We start from the raw sequence: 13,416 nt of genomic DNA on the forward strand, positions 1-13,416 counted from the left end.
CGCTTGTCCGCTCGCGGCCGGACCGCGACGTGCGAGCCCCTGTCGGCCCAGCCGTCTCCGCGGCGGCCGCGGGTAGGAAAAAAGACCGCCGGCGAGTGTCGAGATACGGTCGAGTTGTTCGTCATCTTCTTCAGCGGGCCAGGCGTTCTCAGACGCCCAGGCGTGGATGAGTGGAGGACATATGCAGTACATGCTGTTGATCTACAACTGCGAACGGCCCGAACCGGGCGATCCGGACTTCGCCGAATCGCTCGCCAGAGTGAACGCCTTTGCAGACGAGTGCCGGCGCCGCGGCGTGTTCGTCACTGGACATCCACTGCAGCCCGAGCACACTGCCACCACGGTCAGCGTGCGCGACGGCAAGACGCTGGTCACCGACGGTCCGTTCGCCGAGACCCACGAACACCTCGGCGGTACTTATCTCCTCGATTGCCGCGACCTCGACGAAGCGCTGGAACTCGCCGCGCTGTGCCCGATGGCCGAGGTGGGCGCGATCGAGGTGCGGCCGATCGTGGACGTGCCGGGCCTGGATCACTCGCCCGCGAATGTGGCGGCCATCCGCGAATGAGCCCGGCGCCGGTCCTTCAGCAGGTCTACGGCGAACACCGTGGCCGGATGCTGGCCGCGCTGATCCGCGCACTCGGGGATTTCGAGCTTGCCGAGGATGCGCTGCAGGACGCCTGCGCACTCGCGTTGCGCAAATGGGGCGATACGGCGCCGGACGATCCCATCGCGTGGTTGCTCACCGCAGCCCGCAACGGCGCGATCGACCGGCTGCGCCGCACCCGGATCGGCCGCGAGAAGCTCGCCCAGGTCAGCGCAGAGGCCGAGGTGGTGACCACCATGACGGAGTTCGATGCGGGCAGCCTGCTGAGGATGGGTGACGAGCGGCTCAGCCTGATCTTCACCTGCTGCCATCCCGCGCTGGCCGAAGATGTGCGCGTCGCACTGACGCTGCAGGCCGTCGCCGGGCTGACCGCCGCGCAGATCGCCCGTATCTTCCTGGTCTCCGAGTCGACGCTGGCGCAGCGCCTGGTACGCGCGAAGCGCAAGATCCGCGACGCCGGCATCAGCTTCGAGGTGCCCGCCGATCACCTGCTGCCCGACCGGCTCTCGGCTGTTCTCTCGGTGGTCTATCTGATCTTCACCCAGGGCTACACCGCGGCCCACGACTCCGAGCACCGCGCCCTGGGTCAGGAAGCGATCCGGCTCGGCAACCTCGTCGCGACGCTCATGCCCGACGAGCCTGAAGCGCTGGGCCTGGTCGCACTGCTGCTGTTGCACGATTCCCGCGCGGCGGCCCGCTACAGCGCCACCGGCAATGTCATCCTGCTTGGCGATCAGGATCGGTCCCTCTGGGATCAGGCCCGAATCGCCCAAGCCATCGGGCTTCTGGGCCGGGCTCTGCGGCTGGGCAGGCCGGGGCCGTACCAACTGCAGGCCGCGATCGCCGCCCAGCACGCCCAGGCTCCAACCTCCGACGAGACGGACTGGCCGCGCATCGCCGCCCTCTACGCCGAACTGCTGACGATGACGCCGTCGCAGGTGGTGGCGCTGAACCACGCCGTCGCCGTGGCCATGGCCACCACCCCGGATGAGGGACTGGTGCTGATCGACCGGATCGACGGGCTCGACCGCTACCACCTGTTGCACTCCGCCCGCGCCGATCTGCTGTGCCGCATGGGCCGGCCGGCAGCGGCCGCGGCGGAGTACCGACGTGCACACGAACTCGCCCCCAACCCCGCCGACCGACGGTTCCTCGCCCACCGTCTGCACGACCTCGACCTCACGGAGTCCCGATGAGATTGTCCATCCTCGACCACGGCCACCGCCGTCGCGCCAAGCTGTTCCTCACGCTCACCGCAGCCGCGTCCCGCGTCGACAGCCCCGACATCGTGAAGATGTTGCTGTACCGGCCGGGATTCTTCGCCCGCCCACTACTGGAGCTGACCGTCGACGCGATGCGCGGGCCGTCGTACTGGACGGCGGGCGAACGGGAGTACCTGGCGATGTGCACGGCACAGCTGCTGCAGTGCCCGTTCTGCACCGATACCCATGCCGAGCTCACCCGCATCGCCAGCGACGGCGACATCGATCCGAACGATCCCGCCTCGACACGGCCCGAGCTGCGGGCCGTCCGCGACTTCCTGGCCTCCCTTGCCCGCACCCCCGATGGCGCGGTCGGGGTGGCCGGCCTGCCCGAACACGCCGTCGTGGGAGCTCTCCACGTCAGCCTGGTGTTCAACATCATCGGCCGGCTTGCCAACGCATTCGGCTTCACCCTGCGCGAGGGCCAGCTGCACAGCGGTACCCGCTCCCTTCACCGGTTCGGCTACCGCTTCCCGGGCTTCCTGCTCGCCGGCGGCGAAGCCACCAGCCACGGCAATGCCGTAGAGGACCTTCGCCATGCGGTGCTGGACGCGCCGGCCACCACCGACGCCGGATTGCGGAGGGCCGCCGCGACCGGTGACCCGCTTCCCGAACCGTGGCACTCCTACACCGCAACGGTCCGCGATGCCTCATACCAAATCACCGACGCCGACATCGGCCGTCTCACCTCCGCCGGACACACCGAGGATGAGATTTTCGAGCTCACCGTCGCCGCGGCCGCCGGCGCAGCGCTGCGCTGCTTCGATGCCGGTCGGCGGCTAGTCGAGCACGACACCACGGGCTGAGGAGTTGCGGACAAGAGGCTGAACATTCGTCAAGTCGGTTGCGGTCATAAATGACGCGTTGTTCAATATCCTCAGTTGTCGCGGCCCGAGGTTTTACTACCAAGTCCGCGGCAACGGGCCGTGGTGGGGGACCTATGGGTGGGCCGGCCAATCGATGCCACGGCGATACCTCGGGCCGTGGCATCCTCTGATCCACGGCTGCCCGGCGGGCGCCGATTCCGGTTGTGGAAGATTTTTGTCAAATTCGACGTTTAACTTTTTGGGAGCATGGTCACTCGACCTGGTGGTTGGCTTTCCGCTCTTCGACTTGCACGTCGAGTGGTCTGCTCCCTACGAAGCCACGCCGGCTAGACGCAGCAATCGCGCTGCACGCTTCCGGCGACGGCTTCGTTTTTTCTGTGGGTGGCACGCGCGAAAGCCTGAACGGCTAAACGAACTCGTTACTTGGCCGGTAGTCCTTGTTCTCGACGAACATCCGGTTGGCGGTGACCTTATGGGTGTGCAGCCGCATGGCGGTGTCCAGGACGTCGGACTCGAAGTACCTGCGGTCGTAGAGGCACAGCGCGGAGAGTCCCGCCGGCATGGACCTTTCCAGGTCTTCTTCATAGGCCAGCAGCTTGTCCACGCTCACATGGTGCAGCCACCAGGTCACCTCGCCGCCGATACGCGTCGGCCGTTCCCGTGCGAGCTCGATCAGGCCTGCCCAGACGTCGATCTTCTCGCCCACGGTGAGTCCGTAGCGTGAAGCTTCCGGAATCGGCGTGGTCAACACCCGCAGCGATCCCGCCTCTTGCCATTGATCGAGTTCGGCGGCGGAGCCGATCGTGGACAACGTGTCCGACGGATCTTCGTCATCGACCAACACCGCGCAGCGCTCACCCGCGATCAGACCGACACGGAAAAAGGTCCGCAAGGCGGCTCGGCGTTCGAAGTCGGACGCGAAGGCGCCACAGATGTGCGCGGGCGGTCTAGGCCCAGACGCATAGGTCGGCGTATTTGGGTCGACCGGCGCATGCGCATTGCAATGGTGCAGGTGGCGATTCACGTCGCCTCTCCCTCCCGTGCGAATCCGCGCATGATGGTAGCTCGCGAAAACTGTCCCCCGGGCCCTCGTTCGACTCCAGCAATCAGGGTAGGTCATGTTCAACCAGGTCACAAGCATTTTCACGATAAACAGCATCGCCCTGAGGCTGAGTACGGCGAGAAATATTCACTGTCCGGCAACATGATCAGCATTGCTGGCGGGCCCTCGCCGCATGTGCACCGCGTCCGATTGCGTTGCCCTGACCGGCAGAAGGCGGGCTGGTCCCGGAAAGTGTCCGTCCCTGCGGCCCGACCCGTTAGGCTCTCCGGCAGACCAACCGGTCATCAGGCCTAGGGGTGGGACATGATTCGCGAACTCTTCGTCGCCGCTGCAATCGCCGGTGCTGCCGTCGGCGTGGCTCCGACCGTGTTCGCCGACCCCGGACCGATGTATCCCGACAAGCCCGGGCACTACTCCGCCGATGTGCCCGGCATGAATTACGACGCTCACCTCGCCGCTCCGTGCGACAACATGGATTTCTTCACGTTCGGACGTGGTCCCGGCGGCGAAGCCCTTCAATGCCGCTGGATCGCGAACCAATGGCCGCCGGTTTACACCGGCTTCTGGGTGGCCACCTACGAATTGTTCGGCGTGCAGAACATCGGCTCGCCGTGCCCGAAGCCACAAGCGGCGGCCCAGGCTCCCGACGGCCGGCCGCTGCTCTGCCTCGGTGAACAGGGGTGGCAGCCCGGCTTCTTCACCCGCGAGGGATTTTTCCCGGGCTGATCGCGGCCGCTAAGTCCGTAGCGTCCTGCTCGGCGGCATGCCGAAGGCTTCCCGGTACGCGATGCTGAACCTGCCCGCGTGCGCAAAACCCCATCGGTAGGCGATCGCCGTGACCGTGTCGACGCTCGGGTCGGCGGCTTGAAGGTCGCGATGCGCGCGGTCCAGGCGGACGCGCCGCAAGTACTCCAGCGGGGTGGTTCCCAGGTTTCGACGGAACATGTACTGGACCGACCTGGGCGTGACATTGACCGAGGCCGCTATTTCGCTCAAACCGATGTCGGCGTCGGCGTTGTCGTGGATGAACGCGATCGCCTGGCGCAGCAACGGCGGCTGCGTGGCCGGGGATTCGCGTTGTGATTGCATACCGGTCCGCTATTACCCGAATGCCGTGCACCGAAACCGGCTCTGCGAACCGCACCGCGCTGTCACGATGCGTGCCATGAGCGAACGCATCGAAGTCCAGCGCACGATTGCGGCACCCGCCCTGAGTAGCGGCTGATCGCGCGGACGATCGTTAGCCAGATCCGTGCGCAGATCGGCCCGCGCCGTGCGGCGCGGCTACCCTGCGGCCGGACACCATCGTCAACCAGCGGTTGACGAATGTGAATCGTCAACCTACAGTTGACGCATGGCCGAGCAGTTCACCACCGAGCCCACCAAGATCGCTTACCCGGTCCGACTCGACGACCTCATCAACACCATCAAAGGGGTCCACTCCGAGCCGCTCGATCAACTCACCGACGCCATGCTGGCCGCCGAGTGCCTCGGCGAGATCGCCGATCACCTCATCGGCCACTTCGTCGACCAGGCCCGCCGGTCCGGAGCGTCCTGGACCGACATCGGCAAGTGCATGGGCGTCACCAAGCAGGCTGCGCAGAAGCGCTTCGTGCCAAAGTCCCCCGACCTGGACAGCCCCTCGGCGCTGGACCCCAGCGCGGGCTTCGGCCGGTTCACCCCGCGTGCCCGCAACGCCGTGGTGGCCGCCCAGAACGCGGCTCACGCCGCGGGCAACGACGAGATCTCCACCGACCACCTGCTGCTGGGACTGCTGGAGGACCCCGAGGCGCTGGCCACCCTGCTCATCAAGGCGCAGGCGGTCGAGCCCCAAACCCTGCGCGCGGCCGTCACCCTGCCGGAGCGCAGCAAGAACATGCCGGCGATGATCCCGTTCAACGGTCCGGCCAAGAAGGCTCTCGAGTTGACCTTCCGCGAGGCACTTCGATTGGGGCACAACTATATCGGCACCGAGCACATGCTGCTCGCGCTAATCGAACAGGAAGATGGCGACGGTACGCTGCACCGCGCCGGCCTGGACAAGGACCGCACGGAGGGCGACATCATCCGCATCCTGGAAGCTTTGACCTCGCCGACGTCGCCGACCCCACCTGAGGCCGACTGAGCCCATCTCACATCGCGGTGGCCGCCCGCGACTTCATGATGTGAGGGTGCGACCGTTCGAGGACGTGGTAGCCGAGCACGGTGCGACGGTGCTGCGGGTCTGCCGTGCCGTTGTCGGCCCGGTCGATGCCGAGGACGCCTGGTCGGAGACGTTCCTGTCGGCGCTGCGCGCCTATCCCGATCTGCCGCCCGACGCCAACGTCGAAGCCTGGCTGGTGACGATCGCTCACCGCCGCGCCATAGACGCCGGGCGGGCCCGCTCCCGTAGAGCGGTGCCCACCGAGACCCTTCCTGACCGGCCCGCGGCACACGCCGACCCGGCGGCCCGCCATCCCGACCTCTGGACCGCGTTGCAACGGCTGCCTACCAAACAACGCCATGCGGTGGCCTACCACCACCTCGCCGGGTTGCCGTTCGCCGAGATCGCCGAACTGCTCGGCAACTCCCCCGACGCGGCCCGACGCGCTGCCGCCGATGGACTCAAAACGCTCCGCAAACACTATCGTGAGGACGAAACAGCGTGACTACCAACCTCTTCGACGAGATCGAGGCCGACGAAGCAGATCTGGCGCGGTTGCATCGACGCCTGGAACGCAGCGCCGACAGCGGCGGACTGCTGGACGTGGCCTACCGCACCATCGACACCCCGGTCGGCACGCTGCTGCTGGCCGCGACGACAGTCGGACTCGTCCGGGTGGCCTATGACATCGAGGGCCACGACGCGGTACTGGCCCGTCTGGCCGACCTGGTGAGCCCGCGGGTGCTACACGCCCCAGCGCGCCTGGACCCCACGGCACGACAGATCGACGAGTATTTCGCCAAGCGCCGCACCAGCTTCGAGCTGCCCGTCGATCTGCGGCTCGCCGAAGGCTTCCGCCGCGAGGTTGTCGAGCATCTACGCGACATCGGCTACGGCCGGCGGGAGAGCTACGCACAGGTGGCTGCGGCGGTCGGCTCACCGCGGGCAATGCGTGCCGTCGGAACCGCCTGCGCCCGCAACCCGCTGCCGGTGGTGATCCCCTGCCACCGCGTGGTGCGGTCGGGCGGCTCGGCCGGACAGTACGCGGGCGGACCACTGGCAAAGACGATGCTGTTGGACCTCGAGGCGGCCTAACCGGGCATGAAAGTCGACGCGCGGCGGTAGAACAGGGACATGAAACTCAACGACGCCGCCCGTGAACTCATCGGATCCGGCACCGACGCGACACTGGTCACGCTCAACCCCGACGGCAGCCCGCAGGCGTCCGTGATCTGGATGGCGCTGGAATCCACACCGGACGGCGACGAACTCGTCTCGGGACACCTCGCGGAATATCGCAAGACCCGCAACATCCGTCGCGATCCACGCGTCGCCGTGACCATCCTGTCCAAGCCGGCACCCGGTCAGCTGACGAACTATCTGACGATCACCGGGACCGCCCGGATCGTCGAAGGCGGCGCCCCCGCGCTGCTCAAGAAACTGGCGAAGGTGATGCTGGGCGCCGACGAGCACTTCCCGCCGGCGAACGCCCCCGAAGGGTTCGTGAACAGGGTGCGAATCGAGAAGGTGGGCGGCACCGGCCCCTGGGCCTCCTGACCCCAACCGGCTGTAACACGTTTCAGTTTGTGCCATCATGCGGTAATGCGCCGCAGCATCGTGGTCTTCGTCGCCCTGTTCGCGGCCGTTGCCGCCCTCGTGGCGCCGCCGGCTTCGGCCGAGGGCACCCCGATCGGCAATCTCGGTGACACCTTGCACGTCGAGTTCAAGGGCATCGTCGCCGACGTCACCGTCCACGACGTCCTACCGGTCGATCCGCCGCCGCCCGGCTACGCCGCGACCGGTTCGCCGCGGTGGATCAATCAGGGCGGCCCGTGGAAGGCCCCGATCACCATCCACACCGTCGCGGCGCCCAACCCGTACGCGATGGCCCTCGCGTTCACATTCACCGGCGTGACACCGTACGCCGACGCGTACGTGTCCAAGCACACCGACGCACCCGATGCGCTGGAGAACGCCCTGCGTAATGCGCCGCCGGGGGCCACCGTCGACGGCGCCGTCTACTGGCAGGTGTACCGCGCGCTCGTGACGAATGTGGTCCTGCTCAATCCGCAGACCGGCCAGCACCTCGCCCAGTGGAATATCTGGCAACCGGGAGCACCGCTACCGTAGCCGGATGGCTATCCACGTCACCGTCGTCGACGCCTCCGAAGTGCAGGAACTCGCCGAAGTCGCCGCCCGCACCTTCCCGCTCGCCTGTCCCCCGTCGGTGACGCCCGAGAACATCGCCGCGTTCATCGACGAGAACCTCTCCGAGGCACGGTTTCTCGACTACCTCGCCGATCCCGACCGGATCGTGGTCGCTGCGCACGACGACGAGCGAATGATCGGCTATGCCTTGCTGATTCGCGGCGTACCCGATGACGACGACGTTCAGCGTGCGGTGACCCTTCGGCCCGCCGTCGAGCTGTCGAAGATGTACGTGCTGCCCGACGGCCACGGCGCCGGCGTGTCGGCTGCGCTGATGACCGCCGCGCTGCAGCGATCCGTCGAGCTCGACGCCAAAAGCGTGTGGCTGGGCGTCAATCAGCACAACGAGCGCGCGCAGCGCTTCTACACCAAACACGGCTTTACCGTCAACGGCACCAAAACCTTTCGGCTCGGAGCCGGTGTCGAGAACGACTATGTGATGGTGCGCCCGCTGTAGCGTCCGCTATTCGTTGCGCTGACCGGCGGCCGTCAGCGCGAGGAGACGCGATGTCGCCCGCAGGTACTTCTTCCGGAATCCGCCCGCCAACATCTCCTCGCTGAAGATCGTGTCCAGCTTGGTGCCCGAAGCCACCACGGGGATGCCCGCGTCGTAGAGCCGGTCGGTCAGGGACACCAGCCGCAACGCCACATTCTGGTCATCGATCGGGTGCACCCCGGTGATGAAGACACCGGTCACCCCTTCGATCAGCGTCAGATACCGCGACGGATGCATCGTAGCCAGGTGGGTACACAGCGCGTCGAAGTCATCGAGTGTCGCCCCCGGCAGCCCAGCGGCGCGGGTAGCGACGTCCTCGTCGCTCGGCGGCTTGGGCGCGGGCGGTAGGTCGCGGTGGCGATAGTCGGGTCCCTCGATCCGAACCGTGGTGAAAATCGAAGCGAGCGTGTTGATTTCCCGCAGAAAGTCCTGCGCGGCGAATCGGCCCTCGCCCAACTGCTCAGGCAGGGTGTTCGACGTCGCCGCCACCGACACCCCGCGTTCCACCAGTTGCGAGAGCAAGCGTGAGATCAGCGTCGTGTTGCCGGGGTCGTCGAGCTCGAACTCGTCGATGGCCACCACGACGTAGTCAGCCAGCAGGTCGACGCTCTCCACGAAGCCGAACACGCCGGCCAGCTGGGTGAGTTCGCCGAACGTGGCGAACGCTTTCGGCCCGGGCACCGCGTAATAGGACGACGCCAGCAGGTGGGTCTTGCCGACGCCGAATCCGCCGTCGAGGTAGATCCCGACGCCGGGCAGCCCCTCCCGCTTGCCGAACAGCTTCTTCTTGCCCGCTCGCCGAATCACCGCCTGCTCGCAGAACTGCCTGCAGGAGTGCACCGCCGCCGCCTGCGACGCCTCTTTCGGGTCGGGTTTGTACGTCTCGAAGCTGACGTCGGAAAACGTGGGCGGCGGGACGAGCTGGGCGATCAGCCGCTCCGGTGTGACGCTGGGGTGCCGATCGACCAGATGACCGACACCGCTGGACCCCTGCATGCAGGCACCATAGCGGCGTGTTGCAATTCTGCGTATGTCCGATGCGGGTGGCGGGATGCAGCTCACAGTGTTGGGCCCGGTCGACGCCGTCGACGAGGACGGCCTGTACGCGCTCTACGCCTATCCCGACCAGCTACACACCTGCTGGGTGCGCGGCAACATGATCGCCAGCCTCGACGGCGGTGCCACCGACGACGGCAAGGCCGGGGGGCTGGCCGGGGCCGGCGACCGCGCCCTGTTCGCCCTGCTACGCGAGCTCGCCGACGTCATCGTCGTCGGTGCGGCGACGGTGCGCGTCGAGAACTACTCCGGAACGCAGCTTTCCGTCGCCCAACGTCAGGCCCGGCAGCAGCGCGGACAGGCGGAAGTGCCACCGATCGCGGTCGTGACCCGGTCCGGCGACCTCGACCCGGATGCCCGGTTGTTCACCCGTACCGAGGTGCCCCCGATGATCCTGACGGCGGCCCAGGCCTACGACGACACCCAGCATCGTCTCGGGGGGGTCGCCGAGGTCATCGACGCATCGGGGTCGCAACCGAACACCGTCGACATCGGCACGATGCTCAGGATCCTGGCCGAACGCGAGCTCTTCCGCGTGCTCACCGAGGGTGGGCCGCTGTTCCTCGGCACACTGGTCGAGGCCGGCCTGCTCGACGACCTGTGCCTGACCGTGGCACCGATCCTGGTCGGTGGTGTGGCCAGGCGAATCCTCTCGGGCCCCGGCTTACTGCACAACACGATGCGGCGCGCCCACGTACTCACCGACGACGACGGCTATCTGTACACGCGCTACGTCCGCGCCGAGTGACACCCACGAGCGCTCGGGTCAGGAGCAACCACTCCGGTGATCAGTACTGTGGTCGGCATGCAAGGGCGAGGTCTGGTCCGGGTGCTGAGCACCTCAGCGGTGGTGCTGTCCACTTTGCTGGCCGGCTGCGCACCAGGTCTGGCCGCCAATCCCCGCTATGCCACCGACTCCGGCGCACGCCCACAGGGACAGCCGCAGACCACCAAGCCACCCACCGGACCGCCGCCGATCGCAGCACCCAAAAACGACCTGTCGTGGCGCGACTGCACGTCGCGGGTGTTCAGCGACGCGGCGGTGCAACCCCTGCCCGGCGTCAAGCTGGACTGCGCCAGCTACGACGCCGACCTCGACCCCATCAACGGCGCCACCGGCACGATCAGCATCGGCGTGGTGCGAGCGACGTCGGTGGACACCCCGTCGGATGCCGGACCGCTGGTGATGACAACCGGTTCGGACCTCCCGTCGTCGACCCAGTTGCCGGTGTGGCTCGGCCGCGCGGGCGCCGACGTGCTCAAGGCTCATCCGATCGTCGCGGTCGACCGTCGTGGCACCGGCATGTCGGGCGCGCTGGACTGCCGAGATCTCTTCGACCGTCAAGAGATGTTGGACCAGGCGCAGTTCCAGTCCGGCGACGATCCGGTGGCCAATCTCGGCGCGATCACCATGACGGCGACCACCAGCTGCACCGACACCATCGCGCCGGGTGACTCCGCCTATGACAACTCGCACGCCGCCGAGGACATCGAACGACTCCGCAGCACGTGGGACGTGCCCACGCTGGCGCTGCTCGGCATCGGTAACGGCGCTCAGGTGGCGCTGGCCTACGCCGGTTCGCATCCCAACAAGGTCGCGCGCCTGATCCTGGATTCCCCGCTGCCGCTTGGCATCGCCGCCGAAGCGGCCACCGAACAGCGCATCAAGGGTGAACAGGCCGCACTCGACGCGTGGTCTGCGCAGTGCGTCGCGACCAACTGCCAACTCGCCCCGGACCCCAAGGGCGCGATCGACGCGCTGCTGTCGGACGCGCGTGACGGTCGCGGGCCCGGCGGCGCCTCGGTCTCCGCAGTCGTCGACGCCATCACCACCGCACTGGCCTATCCGCGCGGAGACCGCGTCGGCGCCGGCAACGATCTGGCCTCGGCGGTGGCCGCCGCACGATCCGGCAACGACAACCAGATGACCAACCTGATCACCCAGGCGGAGAACCTCCGCCAGACCGACGGCCAGTTCGTCAACGGCTGCAGCGACGCGCTCAACCGGCCCACTCCCGACCGGGTTCGCGAGCTCGTGGTCGCCTGGCCCAAGCTGTATCCGCAGTTCGGCGCGGTCGGAGCGCTCGACATGGTCAAGTGCCTGAACTGGCCCAGCGGGTCGGCTCCGCAGGAACCCAAGAACCTGAAGATCCCCGTGCTGCTGCTGGGCGTGCAGAACGATCCGATCGTCGGCAACGAGGGAGTTGCCGCCGTCGCCGCCACCGTCATCAACGCGGGCACCTCGAACAAGCGCGTGATCTGGCAGGGCATCGGCCATGGCGCCAGCATCTACTCGCCGTGCGCGCTGCCCCCGGTCACCGGGTACCTGCAAAGCGGCAACCTTCCGGCCACCGACACGTACTGCCCGGCCTGACACTGGGTCCGATGGCGTCGGTGTACGGTGCGCTGGTGCGCGATCTTGTCACGGCCGCCTTCCGGCCCCGCACCGTCCCACCGAGCACCTCGGCCGTCCTGCGCACCATCCTCTGGCCGTTGGCGATCGTGTTCATCATCCATCGCAGTTACGTGCTGGCCACCAACGGCTACATCACCGACGACTACGGGCCGGTGTACCGCGCCGTCGTGAACTTCAAGATGGGCTGGGACATCTACAACGAGCACCTCGACTACGTCGACCCGCACTACCTGTATCCGCCGGGCGGCACGTTGTTGATGGCGCCGTTCGGCTATCTCCCGGTGGACGCGTCACGGTACTGGTTCATCACGTTCAACACGATCGCGATCATCATCGCCGCCTATCTCCTCTTGCGTCTGTTCAAGTTCAGCGCCGGGTCGGTCGCCTTCCCCGCCTTGCTGGTGGCGATGTTCTGCACCGAAAGCGTGATCAACACACTGGTTTTCGCCAACATCAACGGCTGCATCCTGCTGTTGGAGGTGTTGTTCTTCGGCTGGCTGCTCGACGGGAAACGAAGTCACGAATGGTGGGCGGGCGTGGCCGTCGGCCTGTCACTGGTGGTCAAACCGGTGCTGGCGCCACTGCTGTTGCTGCCGCTGCTGAACCGGCAGTGGCGCGCGCTGGTCACCGCGAGCCTGGTGCCGCTGGCGTTCAACGCCGCGGCCTGGCCGTTGATCAGTGACCCGATGAACTTCGTCACCCGCACGCTGCCCTACATCTTCTCCATCCGCGATTACTTCAACAGCTCGATCCAGGGCAACGGGATCTACTACGGCCTGCCGATGTGGCTGATCTGGTTGCTGCGCATCGGATTCGCGGCGCTGGCCCTCGCAAGCGTGTGGCTGTTGTACAAGCACTACCGCACCCGCGATCCGCTGTTCTGGATGGCGACGTCGTCCGGTGTGCTGCTCATTGCCTCCTGGCTGGTGTCCTCCCTGGGCCAGGGCTACTACTCGATGATGTTGTTCCCGTTTCTGATGACGGTGGTGCTGCGGAACTCGGTGATCCGCAACTGGCCCGCCTGGCTGGCGATCTACGGCTTCATGAGCGCCGACCGGTGGCTGCTGGGGCACTGGCCGACGACGGGCCGCGCGTTGGAGTACCTGCGCGTGACCTACGGCTGGGCGCTGATGCTCGTGGTGGTCTTCTGCGTGCTGTACTTCCGGTACCTCGACGCCAAATCGGAGGGCCGACTCGACCGCGGCATCGACCCGCCGTGGGTGGCTGACGAGCGGCCAGCGGAGTCCCAGCCCGTCGCGCGGACGTAATCGGGGCGGTCGGCGCCCCCGGGAATGAATTCTGCGCGCCGGACGGTTACCTCCCCTGAACCAGCTGTGT

At 67.0% G+C, this 13,416-nt stretch carries 16 protein-coding genes; 13 read left to right on the top strand and 3 right to left on the bottom strand.

The window, feature by feature from the left end; genetic code table 11:
- The first annotated feature begins 181 nt into the window (after positions 1-181).
- The 3 genes from ACVWWN_RS27310 to ACVWWN_RS27320 are packed head-to-tail and all read left to right on the top strand — an operon-like array spanning position 182 to position 2,675.
- The gene (locus tag ACVWWN_RS27310) at positions 182-568 is read left to right on the top strand and encodes a YciI family protein (RefSeq protein WP_457146641.1); all 387 of its coding nucleotides are present in this window, start codon (positions 182-184) and stop codon (positions 566-568) included.
- Entirely contained in the window at positions 565-1,803 is a 1,239-nt protein-coding gene (locus ACVWWN_RS27315) for an RNA polymerase sigma factor (RefSeq protein WP_457146642.1), read from the top strand. The genes ACVWWN_RS27310 and ACVWWN_RS27315 overlap by 4 nt, the downstream gene beginning before the upstream one ends.
- Entirely contained in the window at positions 1,800-2,675 is an 876-nt protein-coding gene (locus ACVWWN_RS27320; protein WP_457146643.1) for a hypothetical protein, read from the top strand. Before ACVWWN_RS27315 ends, ACVWWN_RS27320 begins: the two co-directional genes overlap by 4 nt.
- Before the next feature lie 427 nt (positions 2,676-3,102).
- Here ACVWWN_RS27320 and ACVWWN_RS27325 read toward each other — a convergent pair whose 3' ends face one another.
- A complete protein-coding gene (locus tag ACVWWN_RS27325) occupies positions 3,103-3,855 on the bottom strand; it encodes an MEDS domain-containing protein (RefSeq protein ID WP_457146644.1) in 753 nt (250 codons plus the stop codon).
- A 207-nt stretch (positions 3,856-4,062) separates the two neighbouring features.
- Between ACVWWN_RS27325 and ACVWWN_RS27330 the strand changes: the two genes are divergently transcribed.
- Positions 4,063-4,485 (top strand): hypothetical protein, encoded by a 423-nt coding sequence (locus tag ACVWWN_RS27330; RefSeq protein WP_457146645.1) that lies wholly within the window; start codon positions 4,063-4,065, stop codon positions 4,483-4,485.
- Between the two features lie 9 nt (positions 4,486-4,494).
- On the opposite strand, the gene ACVWWN_RS27335 is transcribed toward ACVWWN_RS27330, so the two are convergent.
- Entirely contained in the window at positions 4,495-4,848 is a 354-nt protein-coding gene (locus ACVWWN_RS27335; protein WP_457146646.1) for a helix-turn-helix transcriptional regulator, read from the bottom strand.
- Positions 4,849-5,113: 265 nt separating this feature from the next.
- On the opposite strand from ACVWWN_RS27335, the gene ACVWWN_RS27340 reads away from it, so the two are divergent.
- The 6 genes from ACVWWN_RS27340 to ACVWWN_RS27365 are packed head-to-tail and all read left to right on the top strand — an operon-like array spanning position 5,114 to position 8,567.
- On the top strand, positions 5,114-5,884 hold the full coding sequence (locus tag ACVWWN_RS27340; RefSeq protein WP_457146647.1) for a Clp protease N-terminal domain-containing protein: 771 nt from the start codon (positions 5,114-5,116) through the stop codon (positions 5,882-5,884).
- 46 nt (positions 5,885-5,930) lie between these two features.
- Positions 5,931-6,407: an RNA polymerase sigma factor gene (locus ACVWWN_RS27345; protein WP_457146648.1), complete on the top strand. Its 477-nt coding sequence runs from the start codon at positions 5,931-5,933 to the stop codon at positions 6,405-6,407.
- Positions 6,404-6,997: a methylated-DNA--[protein]-cysteine S-methyltransferase gene (locus ACVWWN_RS27350; protein WP_457146649.1), complete on the top strand. Its 594-nt coding sequence runs from the start codon at positions 6,404-6,406 to the stop codon at positions 6,995-6,997. Before ACVWWN_RS27345 ends, ACVWWN_RS27350 begins: the two co-directional genes overlap by 4 nt.
- Positions 6,998-7,036: 39 nt before the next feature.
- The gene (locus ACVWWN_RS27355) at positions 7,037-7,459 is read left to right on the top strand and encodes a PPOX class F420-dependent oxidoreductase (RefSeq protein WP_457146650.1); all 423 of its coding nucleotides are present in this window, start codon (positions 7,037-7,039) and stop codon (positions 7,457-7,459) included.
- 45 nt (positions 7,460-7,504) lie between these two features.
- Positions 7,505-8,032 carry a hypothetical protein gene (locus ACVWWN_RS27360; RefSeq protein WP_457146651.1) on the top strand — a complete coding sequence of 176 codons (528 nt, stop codon included), beginning with the start codon at positions 7,505-7,507 and terminating at the stop codon, positions 8,030-8,032.
- Positions 8,033-8,036: 4 nt separating this feature from the next.
- Complete coding sequence (locus tag ACVWWN_RS27365) at positions 8,037-8,567, top strand: GNAT family N-acetyltransferase (RefSeq protein WP_457146652.1); 531 nt, start codon at positions 8,037-8,039, stop codon at positions 8,565-8,567.
- Between the two features lie 6 nt (positions 8,568-8,573).
- Here the strand turns inward: ACVWWN_RS27365 and zapE are convergent, their stop codons facing one another.
- On the bottom strand, positions 8,574-9,638 hold the full coding sequence (gene zapE, locus ACVWWN_RS27370) for a cell division protein ZapE (protein WP_457149301.1): 1,065 nt from the start codon (positions 9,636-9,638) through the stop codon (positions 8,574-8,576).
- On the opposite strand from zapE, the gene ACVWWN_RS27375 reads away from it, so the two are divergent.
- Genes ACVWWN_RS27375 through aftC form a run of 3 tightly spaced genes read left to right on the top strand, consistent with a single transcriptional unit; the run spans position 9,637 to position 13,346 of the window.
- Positions 9,637-10,410, top strand: a complete 774-nt coding sequence (locus tag ACVWWN_RS27375) for a pyrimidine reductase family protein (protein ID WP_457146653.1) — start codon at positions 9,637-9,639, stop codon at positions 10,408-10,410. The genes zapE and ACVWWN_RS27375 overlap by 2 nt on opposite strands.
- Before the next feature lie 57 nt (positions 10,411-10,467).
- Entirely contained in the window at positions 10,468-12,036 is a 1,569-nt protein-coding gene (locus ACVWWN_RS27380; protein WP_457146654.1) for an alpha/beta hydrolase, read from the top strand.
- 11 nt (positions 12,037-12,047) lie between these two features.
- Positions 12,048-13,346 carry an arabinofuranan 3-O-arabinosyltransferase gene (aftC, locus tag ACVWWN_RS27385; RefSeq protein ID WP_457146655.1) on the top strand — a complete coding sequence of 433 codons (1,299 nt, stop codon included), beginning with the start codon at positions 12,048-12,050 and terminating at the stop codon, positions 13,344-13,346.
- The last annotated feature ends 70 nt before the right edge of the window (positions 13,347-13,416 follow it).

Source organism: Mycobacterium sp. URHB0021, assembly GCF_054057895.1.